We start from the raw sequence: 22,543 nt of genomic DNA, 5'->3' as shown, positions 1-22,543 counted from the left end.
TAATCAAATGAGGCCTCATACGGCTTTAAAATACAAAACGCCCGATGAAGTACATCGAGCGTTTTAGTTAAAAAGTGCCAACCCATATCAGGACGGGTCATATTACTCAGCTCCTGAAGTGGGGACTGGTGAGGCAGAGATTGCTTGAGAAGGTGGTTGGTAATTGACGTCACTGAAATCAATCTTCGGGAACAAAAACTGCGCTTCAGCTCTAATTTGCTCCGCTTTACTTGAGTCATCTAAGCCTTGGTAGGCCAAAATCAAATTATTATAAAATGCAGGACGAGGCTTATCTTTGATGATTTTTAGCGACCAATCGATATAAGGCTGAATCAAGGTTGCGTCTTGTTGGTACAGCCCAAGGTTTAAAAACGTGCTATAGACATCCCAATCAAACCTGTCTTTCCAAACCACAGGGTTACTGACTTGATTCAGAATATCAGGGTTAGTTGGTCTAGTGGTCTCAAACTTCGTCAATACATAGTTCGTATGTAATGCGCTTACCATGTAAAACGTAAACGCAACGGGAAGTACCAAACTAAAAACACGCAGCAAGCTTTTGGTCACATTACTAAAGCCGACTTGTCGATAACGAGAGACGCGCTGATCGACCCAGTACAGTAGGATAACGAAGATCAACCAATGCACGAGAGAGTGGTAGAAAGGGTATTCCAGTTGTGAGTGCAATACGATAGGTATAAACAAGGCCAGCAACGCAAGACGAGTTCCGCGTTTGGCTTGATAGATTCGATACAGTACCAGTGCCATCGCTAAGAAGATGCCGAGTATTGGCAGTAAGCCACCTTCTACTCCCCAGTAAAGTAGCTCGTTATGCGGATGATCCATGGCTGGCAAACCAGCTGGGTAATTCTCATTTAGGGCATGTTGACGAGCCGTATACAGCATGTACTCAGATTCAAACTTGCCATATCCATAACCAGTAAAAGGCTTTTCAATCACCATGTCTAATGTTTGCGGAAAAGTATACGCTCGAGGAGACTCCATATTTACTTTTTCTGCGGCTAACCCACCTCCATCAGGAAAGGCAAGATGCATGACAACGACTGAGAGTAAGAGCCCACTTACAAGTGACACAACCCAGCGGATAAAGCGCCCTTTGGTTGCAAAGCGGTACATGTATGGAATGACCAACAACACGGCGATGACCGAGGCTAACCAACCAGTGCGTGAAGCCAACGCCACAATTAGTGGTAAAGTTAAAACTGGTACGGCATAGAGAAGGTAAACATCGCTTAACTTACGATCGTATTTGTAGGGCTGACGTGCAAGTAAATAGCTGGCAATCACCAACCCTGTCGCAAGAAAGCTGGCCATTACATTGGGCTGTTGGAAAATACCATAAGGACGATTGGCCACCGTGTCGTAACCAAACGGATTGCCTGGTTTGAGATACAGATATTGTGTCAAACCAAAAATGGCTTCGATAACAACCGCAAGGACAATGAACCATAATAGGCGTTGGCGATGTTTATTACTGAAATGAAATTGTTGTAAGACAATAAAGAACAGGACACCACACCACAGGCCAATGAGCTTATTGGCAGCCAAACTGCTATTCGCATTTGGGTACAGAATGGGCACCGTCATGATAAGAGCACTAATGAACAAGCCGATGGTTAGTTTTGAGTAACGTAGTACTCGATTATTCGCAAGTTGGTAACACCCAATGCCTAATGCAAAGCTAAAAGCAATCCAAGTTGTCGCATTGAACGAAAGCGAAAGCCCCGAACCGCCGGGGTTGGGCATGAAAAAGTGCATTGCCAACACAAATAGTGTTGCCAAGGCAATGAGAAACTTGCGATTGAGGGGAACCTGTACTTTTTCGGGAGAAAGCTTTGTTCCACTTACATGTATAGTAGCCATAGTTATTGCGTTGTTTTGAATGAAAAAAGACCAGCACTTGCTGGTCTCGATACTTTACCTGTTTTTTCTACTTCAACATAGGCTTGAGGAAGTGAGCTGTGTGCGAACCCTCGATTTGCGACACATCTTCCGGAGTGCCTTGAGCGATTATCTCGCCGCCACCCTGACCCCCTTCAGGACCAAGATCGATAATCCAGTCCGCAGTCTTAATGACGTCCAGGTTATGCTCGATCACCACGACAGTATTTCCGTGGTCGCGAAGTCTGTGCAGTACAGTGAGCAACTGCTGGATATCATGGAAGTGAAGGCCGGTTGTTGGTTCATCCAAAATGTACAAGGTTTTTCCTGTATCACGTTTGGATAGCTCTCGCGCCAGTTTCACACGCTGTGCTTCACCACCGGAGAGTGTTGTTGCCGCTTGACCCAATCGTATGTACGACAAACCGACATCCATCAGTGTTTGTAGTTTGCGAGCGATGGCAGGAACTGGATCGAAGAAGGTGCGTGCATCTTCGACCGTCATTTCTAGCACTTCATCAATAGTTTTACCTTTGTAACGTACTTCGAGCGTTTCACGGTTGTAGCGTTTACCTTTACACACATCACATGGCACATAAACATCTGGTAGGAAATGCATTTCTACTTTGATAACACCGTCACCCTGACAGGCCTCACAACGACCACCGCGTACGTTAAAACTAAAACGGCCCGGTTTGTAACCGCGAGAACGCGACTCCTGTGTGCCTGCAAACAGTTCACGGATTGGTGTAAAGATCCCCGTATAGGTTGCAGGGTTAGAGCGAGGTGTACGGCCAATTGGGCTTTGATCGATATCGATGACTTTATCGAAGTGCTCTAGACCTTTAATCGATTTATAAGGTGAAGGCTGAGCCGTTGTCGCTCCGTTAAGTTGGGTATGCGCAATTTTAAAGAAAGTATCATTAATCAGCGTTGATTTACCTGAGCCAGATACTCCTGTAATACAGCTGAATAACCCAACAGGAATTGAAAGATTAACGTTTTTAAGGTTATTACCTGTAGCGCCTAATAGCTCAACCGTTTTTTTCGGATTTCGCGGCGTGCGATCTTTCGGTACTGCGATTTCTTTAACACCACTTAAGTACTGACCTGTCAGAGAATTCGGATTCGCGACTATCTCTTCCATGGTGCCTTCCGCAACAACATTACCACCATGTACGCCAGCACCAGGACCAATATCTATGACATGATCTGCACAGCGAATCGCATCTTCATCGTGTTCTACCACAAGTACGGTATTACCTAAATCGCGCAAATGAGTCAGTGTTTTTAGGAGTCGTTCGTTATCACGCTGGTGGAGGCCAATCGACGGTTCATCTAAGACGTACATGACACCAACAAGACCTGCACCAATTTGGCTTGCTAAACGAATACGTTGAGCTTCACCGCCTGATAAGGTTTCTGCACTGCGTGATAAGTTTAGGTAGTTCAAACCGACGTTAACTAAGAATTGCAGGCGGTCGTTGATTTCCTTCATCACTTTTTCAGCGATTTGGGCGCGTTGACCTTCCAGTTTCAAGGAATGGAAGAATTCCAATGCATCAGCAATGCTGAGTTCAACAATCTCAGGTAGTGTCGTATCAGCAATAAACACGTTACGTGCTTCAAGGCGTAGACGAGTACCGCCACAGCTTGAACAAGATTTAGTGGAGATGTATTTTGCAAGCTCTTCACGGACAGAGTTGGATTCTGTATCACGATAGCGACGTTCTAGGGTATTCAGAATACCTTCGAATGGATGGCGTTTAACGCGAATATCGCCACGATCGTTGATGTATTTAAACTCAATCTCAGTACGACCTGAGCCCTTTAGAATGACATCTTGCGTTTTCTTTGGCAGAGAATTAAAAGGGGCATGGAGGTCAAAACCATAATGATCGGCCAATGAGGTGAGCATTTGGAAGTAGTAGTAGTTCTTTTGATCCCAACCGCGAATCGCACCTTGTGCCAAGCTTAATGAATCATCTTGAATGACTCGGCTTGGATCGAAGTATTGCTGCACACCCAAACCATCACAAGTGCCACATGCACCAGCAGGGTTGTTGAATGAGAAAAGTCGCGGCTCTAACTCTTGCATGCTGTAACCACATTGTGGACAAGCGAAGTTGGCGGAGAAAATAATCTCTTCACCGTCGCCATCCATTGGCGCGACAACTGCAATTCCGCCTGATAATTCGAGTGTTGTCTCGAAAGATTCGGCCAAGCGCTGTTGTAAGTCTGGACGAACTTTAAAGCGGTCTACCACAACTTCAATGGTGTGCTTTTTATGTAGTTCAAGGGTTGGAGGATCGGAAAGATCGCAAGTTTCTCCATCAATACGCGCACGAATAAAGCCTTGAGCCGCTAAGTTCTCAAGCGTTTTAACATGCTCACCTTTACGTTCTTTGACAATAGGCGCCAATAGCATCATTTTGCTGCCTTCCGGCATCTCTAGGACTTTGTCCACCATTTGGCTGATGGTTTGCGCAGCAAGAGGGGCATGGTGCGTTGGACAGCGGGGTTCGCCCACACGAGCATACAATAGACGTAAGTAGTCGTAGACTTCGGTAATTGTACCGACGGTTGAACGCGGGTTATGAGAAGTAGATTTCTGTTCAATAGAAATCGCAGGTGATAACCCTTCAATGTGGTCGACATCGGGTTTTTCCATCAGAGACAAAAACTGACGAGCGTAGGCAGAGAGAGACTCTACGTAGCGTCGTTGGCCTTCTGCATACAATGTATCGAAAGCGAGAGAGGATTTACCGGAGCCACTTAGTCCAGTAATGACAATCAGTTTATCGCGAGGGATTGTAAGATTAATGTCTTTAAGGTTATGGGTTCGGGCACCGCGAACTTCTATTTTATCCATCGTTTTTGCTCTATGTATAACCAAGTGGGGCAAGTATTACATAGTGTGAGAAATGTGCAAAGAAAATTACTGGATAAAAAAACAGTAAAGTAAAAAGCCCAGCGTTGTGCTGGGCTTTCGATACAGTAATTTCGTACTAAGACGATGCTTTATACTGCTTTTTGTGTTGCGTGCTTACCTAGCTCAGAGGTTTTTTCATCTTTTAGATACAGGTTTTCAAAACAATAGTTAGTTGCTTCGATGTAACCTTCAACGCTACCACAGTCAAAGCGTTTGCCCTTGAATTTGTAAGCCAATACACAGCCCGCTTTTGCTTGCTTCAGCAGCGCGTCAGTGATTTGAATTTCACCACCTTTACCTGGTTCGGTGTTTTCGATCAGTTCAAAAATATCGGGAGTCAGGATGTAGCGACCAATGATCGCAAGGTTGCTAGGTGCCGTGCCTTTCTCTGGTTTTTCTACCATGTCGTCTACGCGGTAGATGTCGTCTTTGATCATTTCACCAGAGATAACGCCGTATTTGTGCGTTTCTTCGGCTGGTACTTCTTGCACTGCAACGATAGAACAGCGGAACTGCTTAAATAGTGCCACCATCTGAGCCAGTACGCCCTCTTGCTCGTTCACACAAAGGTCATCAGCAAGAACAACAGCAAATGGCTCATCGCCTACCAATTCTCGTCCAGTTAGAATCGCGTGGCCCAAGCCTTTCATTTCGCGTTGACGTATATAAGTGAAGTTTGCAGATTCAATGATTTCACGGATATCTACCAACAGCTCTTCTTTGTTGGTACCGCTAATCTGATGTTCCAGTTCGTAGTTCTTATCAAAGTGGTCCATGATCGAGTGCTTGCCACGACCTGTCACAATACACATGCCGTTCATACCAGCTTGGATTGCTTCTTCGACACCGTATTCAATAAGCGGTTTGTTCACGACTGGCATCATCTCCTTTGGCATAGATTTCGTTGCCGGTAGGAAGCGTGTGCCATAGCCTGCAGCAGGGAACAGACATTTTTTTATCATTGGGGGAATATCCTATCTCGTTTTTATCAAGAATCTGCGCATAACTTTAACACGAGAGGTATCAATGAATCATGAATAAAGTAGGAAAAAATGTGAGACTCGGTGCGGAAAAAAGATGAGCGACTCGTCATTTCAGTTATCAGAGCCGCTCACATTGCATCATGACATTAAGTTTTGGTCTGCCCAGGCGATTGCCTGTACTCGGTTCTTTACGGATAGCTTTTTGAATATCTGATACAAGTGCGATTTGATGGTGAATTCACTGACGAATAACTCCTCGGCCATCTGACTGTTCGAGGCGCCAGCTTGTAGGCAACGCAGTACTTGTAGCTCACGAATGGTTAGGTCTACCGTAGCTGGTGCGGTATGAGTATTAATGACATTGCGGTAATAGTGTAAAAGTTGACTGGTTACATTACGCGGCAGCCAGTTTTGACCGTTAACAATGCCTTTTAACCCTTCTCCAATTTGCTCTAGCGTATCTTCAGAATAAAACACACCTTTTAATTGACCAAATGAAAGAAGTTCATCTGTGGTTAGTCTTTTAGGCACGTTGAAGACAACGGTTTCAAAGTTTTTCCATACAAGAGGCAAGTTTTTGATCGATTGAACAAGTGATTTATGTTCACTGAAGTCGATCAGTAGAATTTTATTACGGTGTTGTGGCTTGGCTTCCATGAGTGCTGCGGTTGAAATCACCGGGATGCTCATATCAACGTACTTTTCGAGTGCCGCCACTTTTTTTTGCGCATTATCTTCCATACTGATCAGAAATAGCTTTCTTGCGTAAGCCGACTTTCTCACGTGTTCCAATCTCCCTGGGTTCAATAGAAGCCATAAACTGGCATTAAAGAGAGGCCATAACCATCGCTTTACTGAATAAATGCGTTCGAATTCAAAGCTTCACGAAACGATGTCTGCAACGCGAATCAAAAATGCTACACACGTAAGTTGAAATACGATTTGGGTTCTAGAGGATGACTCAATAGATCACAATGGTATTAGACTTTAATCAAAACATTAAAGCGTGCTATTCTAATGCGCTAAAATTTTATATATCCAGAGTGAAACGGAGCACATCATGGCCAGCCGTGGAATTAACAAAGTTATTTTGGTGGGGAATCTAGGTAACGACCCTGAAATTCGTTACATGCCGAATGGCGGTGCAGTAGCAAACATTACTATTGCGACTTCTGATTCATGGCGTGATAAAGCGACTGGCGAACAGCGCGAAAAAACGGAATGGCACCGTGTTGTGTTGTTCGGCAAACTTGCGGAAGTAGCAGGTGAGTATTTGCGTAAAGGCTCTCAAGTTTACATTGAAGGGCAACTGCAAACTCGCAAATGGCAAGATCAAAGTGGTCAAGATCGCTACTCAACTGAAGTCGTTGTTCAAGGCTTCAATGGTGTGATGCAAATGCTTGGCGGTCGTGCTCAAGGTGGCGGCGCACCTATGGGCGGTCAACAGCAGCAGCAAGGTGGATGGGGTCAGCCTCAACAGCCAGCTCAGCAGCAGTACAATGCGCCTCAGCAACAGCAACCACAACAACAGGCTCCGCAGCAATCACAGCAGCAGTACAATGAGCCACCAATGGATTTTGACGACGATATCCCGTTCTAAATTCTGCTTATGCTTGAATCGAAAAGGCCGCGAATATCGCGGCCTTTTTTATTGTCGCAATCTAATGATCTCACAGGCTTATCTTGGCAAGGTTAGGCGTAACAATAAAACTTATCAATGAGTGTGATTTTCTTTATGCTCCAGCCTCTCACTATCAGACTAATCCGATTGTTTGATGAACTCTTATCAAGTATAAATATTTCAATAAGGTATATGATGAATAAAAAAGGAATTTGGTATTCATGAGGTATACCCCAACTCTTAAGTTAAGCACACGGCTGGTGGCCTTTGTCACCATGATCGTTATCTGCGCCATGTTTATCTTGTTTGTCGGTGGCACCCTCTCTTTTAAACGTCTTGGGCAGGAATATCTCACCCATTATTTAGAAGGGATCGTAGAGGTGGTCGACAAGGAGATGGAAGATCCTGACGCTGCTTATTCTATGCAGCGCTGGATGCCGAAGATGCTGCAGGCTTCCAATATTGTCGAAATGACGTTGTCGACCAACAACGCCGTTGTTTATCGCTTCAAAGATACTTCTCATCAAATGGAAGCGTCAGTCTTGTTTGAGGCTGAGTACCAGTTGACTCACAATCAAGATTACACGATTCACTTTAAAGCAATTCCCCCTTACTTAGGTTACAGCTACTCAATGCAGGCGCTTTGGTCGATCACGCTTGCCGTTGTATTGATCATCTTCTGCTTAATGCGCGGCGTGGCATGGCTTAAAGAGCAATTAGAAGGCTCCGAAATGCTCGAAGAGCGAGGCAGAATGATCCTGGCTGGTAGGGTGGAGCAGTATGCCAAAGGTGACAAAAAAGAATGGCCTTACACCGCCAGTGAAGCGCTCGATGTATTAATCGAAGAGTTACAAGATGCGCGTCAAGAGCGAAGCCGATTTGATACCTTTATTCGAACTCAAACCTTCCTTGATAAGCTAACCGGTACCGCTAACCGAGTGTTATTTGATAGCAAGTTGGAATCGGCGTTACTAGAAAGTGGGGCTCGCGGCGCCGTGTTGCTAGTGCGTATTCAAGACTGGAAACTGGTTGAAGAAGAGCAAGATAAGCAAATTACGGATGAGTTTATTGTTGAAGTTGGGAGTTTATTGTCCAATTTAGTTCAACGATACCCAGATGTTGTATTTTCCCGTTATTACGATGCTGATTTTGCGCTTTTTCTACCGCACCAAAGTGCGAAAGATGTGGCTAACCTTGCCTCGCAATGCATTCGCCAGTTAGAAAAGTTAATGCCGCCAGAGCCACTTGATCCAGACAACTGGTGCCATATTGGCATCACCACTTATAAAGAAGGTGAGCGACACAGCCAAATCATTGATGAAGCCGAGACTGCTTTGCGTAGTGCGCAACTACAAAATAACAATAATTGGAGTCGCTTCAAAAAATGGAACCACGATGAAGAAGCTCGCGGAAGTGTGAGGTGGAGAACGTTATTTGACACAGCACTTACACCTGAAAGTGTGATACTCTACGCACAATCTGCACACCCAATAAGTGACGCGACGCATAAAAAATCATTATATGAAGAGTTAACATGTCGGATTCGCGATCCTGAGAATGGGATTGTTAAAGCGTCTCGGTTCATTTCTGCGATCAGACAGGTTGGTTATGAAGCGCAAATGGATAAGTCGGTTATTAATAAATTCTTAAGAGAGTTTAAGGATAATTTTGATAACTCAAGATCGTATGTGCTCAATTTGAATGTAACGCCATTTTCTAACCGAGAGTACTTTAAATGGTTTCGTGATGAACTCTTACAGTTGTCACGTGAGCAGAGAAAGTGTCTCAGTTTTGAGTTTGTTGAAGCACAATTTGTAAGACACTTAGACTTTATGCGACCAGTCGCTAAAATGCTGGCCGGTTTAGGGTGCCACTTAATGGTTGGGCAGGCTGGGCGTACCATTGTCAGCACTCACTATTTAAAAGAAGTGGACATTCGTTACCTTAAACTTCATCGCAGTTTAGTAGCAAAAATCGACCAACGTCATGAAAACCAGCTATTTGTTCGCAGTATGCTAGGTGCGGCGGCAAACAGTAAAACTAAAATTATAGCAGTGGGAATTGAGAATCAGAACGAGCTCAACACATTAATTGAGCTCGGGGTTTATGGTGGGCAAGGGCGTTACTTTTCTGCGGAGCAGCAGTTTCTTCCTCGTCCCCAAGCGTTGCCGAATTCTCAATCAGAATCCCAAGTTAAATTGGGAAGACGAAATCGCTGGCGGAAAAAATAAAGATAATAATCATGGATTTCAAAGCACTATTCGACAAGCTTAAGCGATCATCTAGTGGTGGTCGCTCCTGCTTTTTGGTTATTTAGCCAGACGCCGTTTATTTATCATCTTCAATCAAAAGTAGTCGTCCATACCAATTTGATATTTCTGAGTCCAATTGGGAAAAAGCCGTTGAGCAAGCATTGAGCGTTGCAGCGAGTGCGTATGATTCATTAACGGTTGTTCTTTCTCATAACTATTACCAGATGTACCAAATCGACAAACCGGTCATGCCGCGTCAAGAATGGCCAGCCGCATTACCGTTTTTGTTGAAAGAACTGATCTCTGAGCGTGCTATCGACATTATTGCCGATGCGGTCGAGTTACCGAATTCAACCAAAGTGCAAGCATACGTCTTATCGCGAAAAATATTGGATAAGATTGTGTTACTGGCCAGTCGAGCCCAGTTACCATTAGAGGCCATTCTTCCTGAAGACGATATTTGGGGAGAGACTGCGGGTGAACTAGGAAACTTCCTATTATTACAACGCAGTGTGCGTGGTCATTTCCGTATAAGCGCTTTTGTCGAAAATACTATTGCGTTCCACCGCTCTATTCGCAGTGTGACGCCACCGTTAACGGGGGTTCCGTCTAGCGATTTACAGATGGACAGTCTGTCGTTAGAACTGCAACGTTCGATTGACTATCTTTCATCTCAGTTACGCCACGTGCAATTACATCAATTGAAAGTGTGCTGTGATGAAGAGGATGAGAGCGAGCTTGTTCAGGCTCTGAACTACCGTTTAAGTACTAAGGTTTCACCGTTATTACCACCAGAACATGAGCTATCAGGACATGTTTTGGCTGACACTGCGGCTACTTCAAATACTCGACGCGTCAACTTATATCCCGATTACTTAAAGCCGAAAAAAGAGCTCCTGACGCTAAAAAATATCGCGTTATCTTGGGGCGTTGCGGCGGCTGCAATTCTATTTTCTTACGGTTATGTCACTTGGCAGAGCAGCGGTTTGGAAGATGAGATTGCTATTGTAAAAAGTAAAGGCGATATCATGAAGTCAGAGCTTGAACGTTATCAAGTCAAGCTACGTAAGCATCAACCTGACAATAATAAGCTGGCAGCTAAAGCCCGCTTAGAGCGTGAAGTCAAGGCGAAGCGAGACTCGCTTAAAGCTGTCGGGAAATACGATGACTCGCAACGCACGGGTTACTCTGGCGTGATGCAATCATTAGCGAAGCTAGGAAACCAAGAAATTTCTTTGTCCGAAATTCGAATCAATACCCATACCTTAGACCTGAAGGGACTAGCGAAAAAACCGAGCTCAGTGCCAAATTGGGTCAGCCAATTTAAAAATGAAATTAGCTTGGTTGGCCGAACGTTTGACGACGTCAAAATAGGTCGAAATGATAAGGATATTGTGACGTTTGAACTAAAAACGCGCGAGGATAAAGAGAAATGAACGAATTCTGGCTCTCATTAGAAGGGCGCTTTGGCGAAATGAGTACGCGTGAAAAAGTGCTCACCGCATTGTGCGGTTTAGTTGTCGTAATCATGTTGCTCTTTACGCTGGTATTGGAGCCAAAGCTTAACGAGATCATCAGTAATGAGAGGCAACTAAGTAATTTAAAGCAAGCAAATCAAAAGATTGAAATCGATACGCTACGTATTCAGGCGCAACTTAAGAAAGATCCAAATGCTGAGATTGATCGCGCGATATCTAATCTGTTAGCTGAGAGTCAGCATCTTTCGATGCAATTAGCGGAGATCATCGAGCATCTTATTACACCTTCGCAAATGGCTGAGCTGCTTGAAAATGTGTTGGAGCAGCAAAGTGGCATTCACCTTTTGTCTCTGCAAACCTTGCCATCTGAGCCAATAACGGAAGATAAAGAAGCATCGCAATACTCTGGTTACTACGTGCATCCTGTTCGTATGGAACTGACTGGTGACTATTTTTCTATTGCTAATTATCTGAATAAATTGGAGAGCCTTCCTGCGAGTTATTACTGGCGCAGCTTTAGTTATAAAGTCGAAGAGTACCCGAAAGCGAAGCTTGTGTTAGAAGTCTACACACTAGGATCTAGAGAGGAGTTTATTGGTGGTTAACAAACTCATCATCTCATTGCTTGTTATGGCAGCGGCAGGAACCGCTTGGGCAAACCAGGACCCAACGGCCCCACTTGGTTGGGAAAAGCCAGCGGTTGAAACGTCAGCGAAACCAAAAGTTAAACGGTATCGACTGCCTAAGCTCAACAGTATTGTGTGTAAGCCAAGTACTGATTGTATCGCGATTATGGATAACAAACTTGTCGAAAAAGGCGAGCTATTTAAGGGTTATCGCGTCGCGAGCATTAATAGTGAATTTGTAACTTTAAAGCGTGGTAACCGTCAGTGGGACCTAGAGCTTTTTGATTTAAACGTAAAACAATAATAACCAGAGCCCGATCAGATATGCGCAAATTAGTTGTAGGAATAACGATTGCTTCTTTAATGGGATGTTCAATGGGTCATCGGAATCCAGTGGAAGTTAAAGAAGCGCTCAATGAATCGATCAATCAAGCGAACAGCCGCACATTGGAAGAAATCCCTTCTTCTGTTGAGGCAGACTTGATGCCAAATTTAGACTCGAACGTTGCATCAGAGCAAGGCACCTCGAAGCGTTTTCGTATTCAAGCGAATGCGGTCGATGCAAGAAGCTTTTTCGCCTCGTTGGTGAAAGGCACAGAGTACAGCGTGGCGATTCACCCATCGGTACAAGGTAATATCACCGTCAACTTGTCAGATGTGACATTGGATGAAGTTCTGAATGTCGTACAGAATATGTATGGCTATGACGTGGTGAAGTCTGGCAAAGTTATTCAAATCTACCCAGCAGGTATGCGTACTGTGACCATTCCAGTCGATTACCTACAGTTCAAGCGTTCTGGTCGCTCGTTAACCAGCATTGTTACGGGCTCTGTAACCTCGGCTGGTACGTCTAATTCTGGTGGTAGCTCAGACAGTTCTGACTCGTCAGACTCTAACAATGGAAACAACAACGATAGCTCAACCACATCTACGGGTGGTACACGCATCGAAACCATCACTGAAAGTGACTTCTGGCCTATGCTACAGCAAGCCGTTGCGAATCTAATTGGTTCAGGCAAAGGGCAAAGTGTGGTTGTAACGCCACAAGCGGGAGTTATTACGGTTCGAGCATTTCCAGATGATATTCGCGAAGTACGCGAGTTCTTAGGTGTATCGCAGGAGCGCATGCAGCGCCAGGTCATTCTTGAAGCTAAAATCCTAGAAGTGACGTTGAATGATGGCTACCAACAAGGCATCAACTGGTCAAACTTATCGGCATCAATTGGTAACTCGGGTAGTATCGTAGTCAACCGCCCTGCGTCGACATTACCACCATTGGATGCGATTGGCACGCTATTGGGCGGTCAAACTAACGTGACTATTTCGGATGGTAACTTCAATGCTGTATTGAGCTTCATGTCTACGCAAGGTGACTTGAACGTCCTTTCGAGCCCTCGTATTACCGCTGCCAACAACCAAAAATCTGTTATCAAAGTGGGTACCGATGAGTACTTTGTTACCGAGCTATCGAGCAATGCAGGCAACGGTGAAAACTCAAATGCGGTTCCTGAAGTGGAACTGACGCCATTCTTCTCGGGTATTTCCCTTGATGTGACTCCGCAAATTGATAACAAAGGCAATGTGTTCCTGCATGTTCACCCCGCAGTTATTGAAGTCACGGAAGAAGTGAAGCAATTGAACTTGGGCGGAGATTTCCAAAACATCCAACTGCCATTAGCGAAAAGCTCTATTCGTGAATCAGACTCGGTTATTCGTGCTAAAGATGGCGATGTTGTGGTTATCGGCGGGTTGATGAAACAGCAAAATCGTGAGCTTGTTTCTAAAGTCCCATTTTTGGGCGATGTACCAGCACTGGGGCATTTGTTCCGCAACGTGAATAACGTAACTGAGAAAACAGAATTGGTCATCTTGCTAAAACCGACCGTAGTTGGCGTGAACTCTTGGCAGAAAGAGCTAGAGCGCTCTCGTGATCTGCTGCAAGAGTGGTTCCCAGATGCGCAATAAGCGCTGGGAAAGGTTCTGTTTTTTAATAGGTTTGTGATTCGAGTATGTACTTGTCCCACTTTGGATTCCGAGTTCAGCCTTTTTCGTTAACCCCAAATACAGAAATGTTCTTGGGGTTAGTCCCTCACTATGAGGCGATCCAAACCATCCTAGCTGCCGTGCAAATGGGAGAAGGGGTGATTAAGGTGACGGGAGAAGTCGGCACTGGAAAAACCATGGTATGCCGTAAGCTGATCGAGCAGATTGAATCTGAAGTTGAGCTTATTTACTTACCCAATCCAGTGTTGAATGGGGAACAGTTGCAGTTTGCTGTCGCCAGAGCGTTGGGTATCGAGAACGATGATCCGCTGCGTATCGTTTCCCTCATTCAAGAGCACTTGATTCAAGTACATGCCTTGGGAAAGAAAACCGTCTTGATCGTTGATGAAGCGCAAGCTCTTTCCCCACAAGCTTTAGAAACATTACGTCTATTTGGCAACTTAGAAACGGAACAAGATAAGCTCATTCAATTGGTGTTATTCGGACAACCTGAGTTGGATGACAGATTAGCTAATCATGAGCTAAGGCAATTTCGTCAACGCATTACGTTTAGTTGCCAGTTACGTCCTCTCTCTATCGATGAAGGCGTGGCTTACATCAATAATCGTTTAGATAAAGCAGGCAATGGGGCGCACATTTTTTCTATTGAACAGAAAAAAGCGATTTGGCGTTCATCCATGGGGATTCCGCGCTTGATAAACCAAATTAGTCACAAGTCGTTGCTTGCTGCATTTAATGATCGTTGCACACTATTGAAAAATCATCACGTTTATGCCGCTATGCACGATACGTTTGATGCCCGTAAACCTAAGTTTAAAACACCCGTATTTTGGGGATGGAGTCAACCTTGAGTGCCATCAATAAAGCATTATCAGAACTTGCTGAAAAAACATCGCCGTCAGAGCTTACTCGTGCGGAGATTCCAAGTGTCTCACGCAGTAAACCTTGGCTTTGGCTTGTCGCCGGTTTTTCGTTAAGCCTTGCGGTTGGTAGCTGGGCGGTCTCTCGCGGTCCTGTCCCTTCAGGCGAGCTATCACAATTTCAAACCGACGCTATGCCATTGTCGTCTGTGAATGTCTCACCAATTGTTTCATCGGAGCGCACTCACTCGCCAACGAGTAAAAAGACGCCCGATACAACTCATGTGGTTTACACCAAACCAGCCACGCAGCCGGTAGCGCAACAGCCTCACATGCAAGAGACTGATAGGTTCACGCCAAAATCTGAGATAAATATCGCCTCAGATGATGCAGTTTTACTCGCGCAGTTAGCAACGATGCCGAGCGAGGAACAATCTAATCACGTAACCCGCACGACATCAGAAAACAGCTCAATGCGTATTGAGCAGGTTGAGCTTACACATCGTCAGCTTTCTCTTAAGGCAGTTAGTCGAGCGGAAAAAGCACTCGATGCTAACGATATGCAAACAGCGTTGTCGGCTTATGCCGAGGCGTTGCGTTATGAGCCAATGAATGCAGGCACGCGTCAAAAGCTATCAGCGTTGTACTTTGGTAAAGGTGACACGCGTAAAGCATATGAGATTATTCAAGAAGGTATCAACCTAGATACGAACAACCAAGTACTTCGCTTGGCCTTGTCTAAGTTGTTAGTGAAAGCTAATCAACCTGAAGCGGCGCTGAGCCCGCTTGTTCATTTGCCTCAAGTACCAAGTCGAGATTACTTGGCGATGCGTGCGGCATTGGCACAAAAACACAAGCAAAATGACATTGCGCTTGAGAGCTATCAACTCCTAACTCAGCGTGAGCCGGAAAACGCGCGCTGGTGGTTAGGTTTGGCTATTCAACAAGAGCGCGCCCTGGCTTTTACTGCCGCGATTAACTCTTACAACCAAGCTCTGGGTAAAGTTGGCATTTCGAATCAATCGCAAGCATTTATCCGTGACCGTTTGAGCATCTTGAAAGAGTTGGAGAGCGCACAATGAAAATTCAGTTGAGAAAACGCTTGGGCGATCTTCTGGTTGAGGAAGGTATCGTCTCTGAAGAACAAATCCAGCAAGCACTAAACGCACAACGCAGTACCGGGCAGAAGCTAGGGGATGCGTTAATTGACCTTGGCTTTATTACCGAAAAGCAAATGTTGGACTTCTTGTCTCAGCAGCTTGGTTTGCCACTGATCGATCTTGGTCGTGCGCCTGTGGATGCTGAAGCCGTGCAGATTTTACCTGAGGTACACGCACGTCGCTTACGTGCGATGGTCGTTGCTCGAAATGGGGACACACTGCGCGTTGCTATGAGCGACCCAGCGGACTTGTTCATCCAAGAATCATTGATGAACTTGTTAGGTCAATACAACCTTGAGTTCATTGTGGCTTCAGAGCGTCAGCTTATTTCAAGCTTTGACCGTTATTACCGCCGTACTAAAGAGATCGCCTCCTTTGCTGAGCAGCTGCATGAAGAGCATAAAGATGTACAAAGCTTTGATTACGGTATTGATGAGGCCGACAGTGAAGAGGTTACCGTTGTAAAGCTGGTTAATTCCATGTTTGAGGATGCGGTACAGGTTGGAGCTTCGGATATTCATATTGAGCCAGACGATCAAGTATTGCGTTTGCGCCAGCGTATTGATGGCGTATTGCATGAAACGCTCTTAAATGAAGTGAATATTGCATCGGCTTTGGTTCTTCGACTGAAGTTGATGGCACACCTAGATATTTCTGAAAAGCGCTTGCCGCAAGATGGCCGATTCAATATCAAAGTTCGTGGCCAATCAATTGATATTCGTATGTCGACGTTACCAACGCAGTACGGAGAATCTGTAGTAATGCGCCTGCTTAACCAGTCCGCTGGTTTGCGTCCGTTAGAAGAGTCGGGCTTGCCGCCAGACTTGCTTGCTCGCTTACGTCGACAGTTGGCGCGTCCGCATGGCATGATTTTGGTTACCGGGCCGACAGGTTCCGGTAAAACCACCACGCTTTACGGCGCATTGAGTGAGCTCAACGAACCTGGGAAAAAGATCATTACAGCAGAGGACCCGGTTGAATATCGTCTGCCTCGCATCACTCAGGTACAGGTTAACAGCAAGATCGATCTAACTTTCTCGCGTGTTCTTAGAACCTTTTTACGTCAAGATCCAGACATCATTCTTGTTGGTGAGATGCGTGACCAAGAGACGGTAGAAATTGGTCTGCGAGCTGCACTAACGGGTCACTTAGTATTGAGCACTCTCCACACCAACGATGCTGTCGACAGTGCGTTACGTATGATCGACATGGGTGCGCCGGGTTACTTGGTTGCTAGTGCAGTCAGAGCTGTGGTGGCGCAGCGTCTTGTGCGCCGAGTTTGCCCTGATTGTAAAACAGAAGACCACTTAGATGAGTCTCGCCAGCAGTGGTTAGCTGGGCGTTTCCCAAATCAAGTTAGCACCATTTTTTATAAAGGCGCAGGTTGCCAAAACTGTAATTTGACTGGTTATCGAGGCCGAATCGGTGTGTTTGAAATGCTCGAACTTGAGCAAGAGATGATGGATAAGTTGCGCGCTAATGATGCGGTTGGCTTTGCGCAAGCCGCGCGCCGCTCAGAAAACTATAAGCCACTGCTTGCTTCTGCAATGGAACTGGCGCTACAAGGCACCGTCAGTTTGGACGAAGTGATGACCCTAGGTGAGGGCGATGCTTCTGGTAAGACTGATCCCATTTTCATATAGGTAAGTGAATGCCAACTTTTCGTTATCAAGGCCGCACGCTAGACGGCTCATCCACTAACGGCAAAATCGAAGCAGTGAACTCTGAAGCTGCAGCGGAAGCATTGATGAATAAAGGGGTCATCCCGCTCAATGTACGTTTAGAGAAAGAGTCGGCAAAAAGCCAAGTGAGCTTATCTAAGCTGTTTGTGCCTGCTATTCCGTTGGAAGTAATTATTCTTTTCTCTCGCCAGTTGTTTAGTTTGACTAAAGCTGGCGTACCTTTGCTGCGCTCTATGCGTGGCTTGTTGCAAAATTGCGAAAACAAACAGCTCAAAGAGGCGCTAGAAGATGTCGTTTCTGAACTGAGTAATGGCCGAGGTTTGTCTTCTGCGATGCAGCAACACAGTAAAGTATTCAGCCCTCTGTTCGTTTCTATGATCAACGTCGGTGAGAATACGGGTCGGCTTGACCAAGCGCTATTGCAACTGGCGAATTACTACGAACAGGAACTTGAGACTCGCAAACGCATTAAAGCGGCGATGCGTTATCCGACGTTTGTCATTATCTTTATCACCATTGCCATGTTTGTATTGAATATCTTGGTGATCCCTGAGTTTGCATCGATGTTCACGCGCTTTGGGGTTGAGCTACCACTGCCGACGCGTATTTTGATCGCGACTTCTAATTTCTTTGTTAATTATTGGGTGTTGCTGGTTGTGGCAATGATTGGCGCGTTTACGGTGTTCAGAGCGTGGGTGGCGACGGCTGATGGTCGGGAGAAGTTCGATAAGTTTCGGCTTCGGCTGCCAATTGTAGGCGATATCGTTAATCGTGCGCAGCTTTCTCGTTTTGCCAGAACCTTTTCGTTGATGCTGAAATCAGGGGTGCCACTTAACCAGTCTTTGGCTTTGGCCGGGGAAGCCTTAGGGAACCGTTTTTTAGAAAACCGAATTCTTGAGATGAAGTCCGCAATTGAAGCGGGTAGCACCATTTCAGTGACGGCCATCAACAGTAAAATATTCACCCCATTGGTGATTCAGATGATTGCAGTAGGTGAAGAAACTGGTCGTATTGATGAGTTGCTGCTGGAGGTGTCGGACTTTTACGATCGAGAAGTCGATTACGCTCTAAAAACGCTGACCGCAAGAATAGAACCATTACTTTTGGTGATTGTCGCAGGCATGGTCATGGTGCTGGCATTGGGTATCTTCCTACCAATGTGGGGAATGCTCGACATCATCAAAGACGGCTAATAGTGGTTGAAAATCAAAGCCGAGCAACGCTTATTGTGTTTGGGGTTATTGCTACGATTATGGCGGTGGGTTTGGCGGTCAAATTACGTCCTGTGACCGAGCAAGCACAAGTAACAGGGGCTAAGTTGGCGAGAGTTTGGATGCAAGATAGTGTTCAGCGTTATCGTCAAGCTTGGCTAGTACAAGGCGAGCCAGAGCATATGCTGATGGATGGTTTTAACCTTACTATGACTGAGGACGGGTTAGTGTCTCCCTTTACTCAGCAAGGTGTATTAGATTGTGGTTATTGGCTAGCGGTGCATTACCCCCAACGTAAAATAATGACCAACAAGTTAATAGATATCAGTGGAGCCATCAAAACTGATCGTTATGTCTGTCACTACACTTATGAAAATGGTCAGTCGATTGTAGTTATCTTAACTGCTAATCAACTGAAAATAGACGTCGAAATGTCGGCAGAGTGAATTTTTTGACACCTAATCACTATAATTGGTAATGAAAGTCGGTATAATGCAATCATTACCATAAGTAACAGGCTGTAATAGTGGGTAAACAATAATGTGTTTTTCTCATTGCAGCATGAACTGAATAATGGCGAATCGTCATTCTGCTCAAGCGGTAGATACAGTATCCACTTCACGGTCAGTTTTAGTGAACGTTGCTGCCCCAAACCGTTTTGACAATATCCAAAATGGTCGCGTGACCTAAACAAAACTTTGCAGTTGTACTGCATGCTTACATAGAGAGAGTAAACAATGAAAAGACAAGGTGGTTTCACCCTTATCGAATTGGTAGTGGTAATTGTAATCCTAGGTATTCTAGCGGTCACTGCAGCACCACGTTTCCTTAACCTGCAAGATGATGCTCGTAACTCTGCTCTTGAAGGTCTGAAAGGCGCTATCACTGGTGCTGCTGGTATTACTTACGGTAAAGCAGCAATTGAGGGTGTTGAGTCTAAAAACCCAGGCTCTATCAGTGTTGGTAACAACACTTTGAACCTTGTATACGGTTACCCTGCTGCTACATCACAAGCTCTAGGTTTGGTGGTCGATGGCCTAAGTGAAGATTGGAAAGTTGGTAGCACATCAACAACTGGTACAATCTTCTTTGGTTATGAAGGTTACAAAAACAAGTGTGTTCGCTATGTTGATGCCGCAAATAGCGGTACTTCTGCTGCAGTTGTAACAGTAGTTGATGGTACAACTACAATTTGTAACGAATTCTAAAGTTTCAAAGGCCAGCTAGTCTGGCCTTTATCTCTTTACTTTGATTAATCTCGGAATAGTTCATATGCGTAAATCATCGGGTCTTAGTGCAATAGAGTTTGTGGTTGTGCTAATTATCTTGGGTGTGATTGGTTATGTGGTATTACCAAGATTTATCAGCTTTGAATCAGAAACTTATGAGGCTAAGTGGGAGCAAACTAAGCAGACCGCAGAGCACGTTTCTGAGACGCTAAGCAACAAAGAAACGTATGATCGAATTGAAGAAGAGATTGGTCGTTCAAAAGGGCAAAATAACTAGCTATTGGTTATTTGTTCGTCTGTTCACACTTCGAATCGAAAAATTATAAACCTATCATTAATCTCATAATTTCATCGTATACTTATCTCGCTTGTTCTAAGCCTAAGGTTGGGTTATGAAAATTCGCAGCTCTGCATTAGGGTTCACGTTAATGGAGTTAATCCTCGTGATTGTTCTCCTCTCTATCCTTTCACTTTTTGCAGCCAGCCGTTTTATGGACTCTGGCAGTTTCTCTGCATATGCATTACAAGAACGTGTGATTTCTGTGATTCGCCAAGTGCAGGTGAATCGTATGCAGTCGAATGCTACAAGTCCTGATAACAACTTTCGTTTACAAGTTTCTAGCTCATGTGTTGGTTCGGTTGCTGCCTGTGTACTAGCAGGCAGTGCACGAGATGCTCGTAGTGACGTGGTTATCGATAAGTCCGCAAGGTTTTCCGTTATCAGCGGTGCCGCAAATACAATTAATTTTAACCTTCTCGGCAATCCTGTAAGTGGTGCTGTAAACATCTTAATTGAAGATAAGCACGGTCGAAGCCGCTGCCAAGTTGAAATTAATACTCAAGGTTATGTTTCAAAAGGTACATGCTCATGAAGAAATCTAGTGGCATGACTTTGATAGAAATGATCATCGCGATTGTTTTAATGGGCATTGCGATGGTGGCGTTTACTTCTTTTCTTGTCCCTCAAATTCGAGATTCCGCCATCCCTCATTATCAAACCCGCGCGGCCGCATTAGGCCAAGGTTTCATGTCTCAGATATTGGCGCGAGGCTTTGATGAAAACAGTGATTTTGATGGTGGTTTGGTACGCTGTGGTGAGACTGTCCTTGGTGGTACGGAGTGTTCCACAAGCCTCGGGGCGGATAGTGGTGAATCCAATCCAACTAGTTTTAATGATGTCGATGACTATATCGGTTGCTGGTATACGAAAAGCACAAAGGCTAAATGTAACTCTTCGCCCTTATATGAGCTGAGTAACGTTCTTGGTACGTCTATGGAAAATGATTACAAGAACTTTCGAGTAGAAGTGAAAGTGCAATACGTTGAATCAGACGGTACGGGTGTAAATAATCCTTCACTGGAAGATATCACGGCGTATAAACGAGTCACTATGACTATTTACGCCGGACAAACACAGCCTTTAACACTGTCTGCGATAAGGGGAAACTACTAATGAAAAATCGTGGTTTCACTTTAATAGAAATGGTCATCACTATTGTGGTTGGTAGTTTTATCATGCTTGGAATTGCTGGCTATTTGCAGTTAGGAGCAAAGGGCTATGCCGACACTATCGATAGGCAGAAACTACAAACTCAGGCTCAGTTCGTTATTGAGAAAATGTCTCGAGAAATTCGTCATGCGGTGCCGAATAGTTTTTTTATCAATGAGAAAGAGAAAAACTGTCTGATGTTTATGCCGATAGAGCATTCTGGTTTTTATGCAATTTCTGGAAATGATATACAGTTTGTGGTGGGTTTTTTTGGTACTAATGCTCCCGAATTTGATAGTGGCTTGAAAATGGTGATTAACCCAACACGGCTAAGTGATTTAACCTCATCCACTCATAGTGTTGATGTTGGAGCGCTTTCTCCAGATTCGGATAAAGCATATAAGATTATTGATGGCGCTAGTTTAGTAACCAGTCGCTCCGTTTCTAATCGACACTATCTCTATGATCCATCTAAGTCAGTGAAATATTGCTTTGTAGGCCCACAGATACAGCGTAACGGCGAAATAATTGCCGACAATCTTGTTTATGTTGATGATCAATCTCAGAGTTATTTCAAATATGACGATACATCGCTTCATCGAGGCGGGCTCGTGCATCTGAGGTTCGTGTTTGAACAGTCCGGTGAAAGTAGTGTGTACCAACAAGATGTGCAGGTGTTAAATGTTCCGTAATCGTCAACAAGGCAATGTACTAATCGTGACTCTGTTTGTCATTCTTGTGATGGGCTATTTAGCGGCATCTTTGATGAAGGTGAGTTGGTCGAACCAAAGCGGAGTAACGCGGGAATTTTTGGGGACTAAAGCATGGTTTACCGCTCAGTCGAGTAATGACTGGCTGTTAACGCAGTTTTTCCCTGTTAATCGATCGGCTGCCGTAGTGAGTGTGTGTAACGGTATTAAAGATGGCTCGCGAGCACCGGACAGCGGTTTATTCGACAAGGGATGCCAAATTACTCAGTTGGATTGCCAAAATACTGGGGTATTAACCGATAATGGTAAGAGTGTTGGCCTTTATGTAATCAAAAGCGTGGCCATTTGTGGTTCAGGTTTATCACAAGTTCAACGACAGCAAGAAGTTTGGGTGAGGGAGTAAA

20 protein-coding genes and 1 pseudogene are annotated in these 22,543 nt (G+C 44.8%); 17 read left to right on the top strand and 4 right to left on the bottom strand.

Annotated features, from left to right (window positions below):
- Positions 1-102: 102 nt before the first annotated feature.
- From R7040_RS20080 to R7040_RS20065, 4 genes are all read right to left on the bottom strand, one after another.
- Positions 103-1,884 carry a PglL family O-oligosaccharyltransferase gene (locus R7040_RS20080; protein ID WP_021707781.1) on the bottom strand — a complete coding sequence of 594 codons (1,782 nt, stop codon included), beginning with the start codon at positions 1,882-1,884 and terminating at the stop codon, positions 103-105.
- A gap of 67 nt (positions 1,885-1,951) precedes the next feature.
- Positions 1,952-4,774, bottom strand: a complete 2,823-nt coding sequence (gene uvrA, locus R7040_RS20075) for an excinuclease ABC subunit UvrA (protein ID WP_064354333.1) — start codon at positions 4,772-4,774, stop codon at positions 1,952-1,954.
- Between the two features lie 149 nt (positions 4,775-4,923).
- Complete coding sequence (galU, locus tag R7040_RS20070) at positions 4,924-5,796, bottom strand: UTP--glucose-1-phosphate uridylyltransferase GalU (RefSeq protein WP_005381239.1); 873 nt, start codon at positions 5,794-5,796, stop codon at positions 4,924-4,926.
- Positions 5,797-5,955: 159 nt separating this feature from the next.
- Entirely contained in the window at positions 5,956-6,600 is a 645-nt protein-coding gene (locus R7040_RS20065) for a LuxR C-terminal-related transcriptional regulator (protein WP_005381237.1), read from the bottom strand.
- A 277-nt stretch (positions 6,601-6,877) separates the two neighbouring features.
- Here R7040_RS20065 and R7040_RS20060 point away from each other — a divergent pair, with 277 nt between their 5' ends.
- The 17 genes and pseudogenes from R7040_RS20060 (at position 6,878) to R7040_RS19980 (ending at position 22,542) form a co-directional block, all read left to right on the top strand.
- Positions 6,878-7,417, top strand: a complete 540-nt coding sequence (locus tag R7040_RS20060; RefSeq protein WP_005381235.1) for a single-stranded DNA-binding protein — start codon at positions 6,878-6,880, stop codon at positions 7,415-7,417.
- A gap of 242 nt (positions 7,418-7,659) precedes the next feature.
- On the top strand, positions 7,660-9,669 hold the full coding sequence (gene csrD / locus R7040_RS20055) for an RNase E specificity factor CsrD (RefSeq protein ID WP_262600349.1): 2,010 nt from the start codon (positions 7,660-7,662) through the stop codon (positions 9,667-9,669).
- An 11-nt stretch (positions 9,670-9,680) separates the two neighbouring features.
- Positions 9,681-11,126, top strand: a pseudogene (locus tag R7040_RS20050) (MSHA biogenesis protein MshI).
- The gene (gspM, locus tag R7040_RS20045; protein ID WP_005381197.1) at positions 11,123-11,773 is read left to right on the top strand and encodes a type II secretion system protein GspM; all 651 of its coding nucleotides are present in this window, start codon (positions 11,123-11,125) and stop codon (positions 11,771-11,773) included. Before R7040_RS20050 ends, gspM begins: the two are co-directional and overlap by 4 nt.
- On the top strand, positions 11,766-12,098 hold the full coding sequence (locus R7040_RS20040; RefSeq protein WP_005381196.1) for a hypothetical protein: 333 nt from the start codon (positions 11,766-11,768) through the stop codon (positions 12,096-12,098). The genes gspM and R7040_RS20040 overlap by 8 nt, the downstream gene beginning before the upstream one ends.
- A 20-nt stretch (positions 12,099-12,118) precedes the next feature.
- A complete protein-coding gene (mshL, locus tag R7040_RS20035) occupies positions 12,119-13,759 on the top strand; it encodes a pilus (MSHA type) biogenesis protein MshL (protein ID WP_005388471.1) in 1,641 nt (546 codons plus the stop codon).
- A gap of 44 nt (positions 13,760-13,803) precedes the next feature.
- Positions 13,804-14,649 carry an ExeA family protein gene (locus R7040_RS20030; RefSeq protein WP_318081487.1) on the top strand — a complete coding sequence of 282 codons (846 nt, stop codon included), beginning with the start codon at positions 13,804-13,806 and terminating at the stop codon, positions 14,647-14,649.
- Positions 14,646-15,740 carry a tetratricopeptide repeat protein gene (locus R7040_RS20025; RefSeq protein ID WP_262600347.1) on the top strand — a complete coding sequence of 365 codons (1,095 nt, stop codon included), beginning with the start codon at positions 14,646-14,648 and terminating at the stop codon, positions 15,738-15,740. Before R7040_RS20030 ends, R7040_RS20025 begins: the two co-directional genes overlap by 4 nt.
- Entirely contained in the window at positions 15,737-17,461 is a 1,725-nt protein-coding gene (locus tag R7040_RS20020; protein WP_005381188.1) for a GspE/PulE family protein, read from the top strand. The genes R7040_RS20025 and R7040_RS20020 overlap by 4 nt, the downstream gene beginning before the upstream one ends.
- A gap of 8 nt (positions 17,462-17,469) precedes the next feature.
- Positions 17,470-18,693: a type II secretion system F family protein gene (locus R7040_RS20015; RefSeq protein ID WP_318096939.1), complete on the top strand. Its 1,224-nt coding sequence runs from the start codon at positions 17,470-17,472 to the stop codon at positions 18,691-18,693.
- Positions 18,694-18,695: 2 nt separating this feature from the next.
- Positions 18,696-19,157 (top strand): hypothetical protein, encoded by a 462-nt coding sequence (locus R7040_RS20010; protein WP_017821318.1) that lies wholly within the window; start codon positions 18,696-18,698, stop codon positions 19,155-19,157.
- A 291-nt stretch (positions 19,158-19,448) separates the two neighbouring features.
- Positions 19,449-19,919 carry a prepilin-type N-terminal cleavage/methylation domain-containing protein gene (locus tag R7040_RS20005; RefSeq protein WP_054579425.1) on the top strand — a complete coding sequence of 157 codons (471 nt, stop codon included), beginning with the start codon at positions 19,449-19,451 and terminating at the stop codon, positions 19,917-19,919.
- 64 nt (positions 19,920-19,983) lie between these two features.
- A complete protein-coding gene (locus R7040_RS20000; RefSeq protein WP_025589594.1) occupies positions 19,984-20,217 on the top strand; it encodes a type II secretion system protein in 234 nt (77 codons plus the stop codon).
- Positions 20,218-20,332: 115 nt separating this feature from the next.
- The gene (locus tag R7040_RS19995) at positions 20,333-20,812 is read left to right on the top strand and encodes a type II secretion system protein (protein ID WP_064354328.1); all 480 of its coding nucleotides are present in this window, start codon (positions 20,333-20,335) and stop codon (positions 20,810-20,812) included.
- Positions 20,809-21,393, top strand: coding sequence for a prepilin-type N-terminal cleavage/methylation domain-containing protein (locus tag R7040_RS19990; RefSeq protein ID WP_064354327.1), 585 nt, complete (start codon positions 20,809-20,811; stop codon positions 21,391-21,393). The genes R7040_RS19995 and R7040_RS19990 overlap by 4 nt, the downstream gene beginning before the upstream one ends.
- Positions 21,393-22,121, top strand: coding sequence for a PilW family protein (locus R7040_RS19985; protein ID WP_053303456.1), 729 nt, complete (start codon positions 21,393-21,395; stop codon positions 22,119-22,121). The genes R7040_RS19990 and R7040_RS19985 overlap by 1 nt, the downstream gene beginning before the upstream one ends.
- A complete protein-coding gene (locus R7040_RS19980) occupies positions 22,111-22,542 on the top strand; it encodes an MSHA biogenesis protein MshP (protein ID WP_047706161.1) in 432 nt (143 codons plus the stop codon). Before R7040_RS19985 ends, R7040_RS19980 begins: the two co-directional genes overlap by 11 nt.
- Position 22,543: the final 1 nt, after the last annotated feature.

It is taken from the genome of Vibrio sp. 1069 (assembly GCF_033340555.1).
Note: the sequence above shows the minus strand (reverse complement) of the source record. Positions and strands in the feature narration are given on the sequence as shown.

What these genes read in the sequence shown, in the direction of transcription:
- R7040_RS19990 (WP_064354327.1), top strand. Translation starts at nt 20,809, where the DNA reads ATGAAGAAATCTAGTGGCATGACTTTGATAGAAATGATCATCGCGATT.
- R7040_RS20015 (WP_318096939.1), top strand. Translation starts at nt 17,470, where the DNA reads ATGCCAACTTTTCGTTATCAAGGCCGCACGCTAGACGGCTCATCCACT.
- R7040_RS20030 (WP_318081487.1), top strand. Translation starts at nt 13,804, where the DNA reads ATGTACTTGTCCCACTTTGGATTCCGAGTTCAGCCTTTTTCGTTAACC.
- gspM (WP_005381197.1), top strand. Translation starts at nt 11,123, where the DNA reads ATGAACGAATTCTGGCTCTCATTAGAAGGGCGCTTTGGCGAAATGAGT.
- R7040_RS20020 (WP_005381188.1), top strand. Translation starts at nt 15,737, where the DNA reads ATGAAAATTCAGTTGAGAAAACGCTTGGGCGATCTTCTGGTTGAGGAA.
- csrD (WP_262600349.1), top strand. Translation starts at nt 7,660, where the DNA reads ATGAGGTATACCCCAACTCTTAAGTTAAGCACACGGCTGGTGGCCTTT.
- R7040_RS19980 (WP_047706161.1), top strand. Translation starts at nt 22,111, where the DNA reads ATGTTCCGTAATCGTCAACAAGGCAATGTACTAATCGTGACTCTGTTT.
- R7040_RS20060 (WP_005381235.1), top strand. Translation starts at nt 6,878, where the DNA reads ATGGCCAGCCGTGGAATTAACAAAGTTATTTTGGTGGGGAATCTAGGT.
- uvrA (WP_064354333.1), bottom strand. Translation starts at nt 4,774, where the DNA reads ATGGATAAAATAGAAGTTCGCGGTGCCCGAACCCATAACCTTAAAGAC.
- R7040_RS19995 (WP_064354328.1), top strand. Translation starts at nt 20,333, where the DNA reads ATGAAAATTCGCAGCTCTGCATTAGGGTTCACGTTAATGGAGTTAATC.
- R7040_RS20000 (WP_025589594.1), top strand. Translation starts at nt 19,984, where the DNA reads ATGCGTAAATCATCGGGTCTTAGTGCAATAGAGTTTGTGGTTGTGCTA.
- R7040_RS20005 (WP_054579425.1), top strand. Translation starts at nt 19,449, where the DNA reads ATGAAAAGACAAGGTGGTTTCACCCTTATCGAATTGGTAGTGGTAATT.
- mshL (WP_005388471.1), top strand. Translation starts at nt 12,119, where the DNA reads ATGCGCAAATTAGTTGTAGGAATAACGATTGCTTCTTTAATGGGATGT.
- R7040_RS19985 (WP_053303456.1), top strand. Translation starts at nt 21,393, where the DNA reads ATGAAAAATCGTGGTTTCACTTTAATAGAAATGGTCATCACTATTGTG.
- galU (WP_005381239.1), bottom strand. Translation starts at nt 5,796, where the DNA reads ATGATAAAAAAATGTCTGTTCCCTGCTGCAGGCTATGGCACACGCTTC.
- R7040_RS20080 (WP_021707781.1), bottom strand. Translation starts at nt 1,884, where the DNA reads ATGGCTACTATACATGTAAGTGGAACAAAGCTTTCTCCCGAAAAAGTA.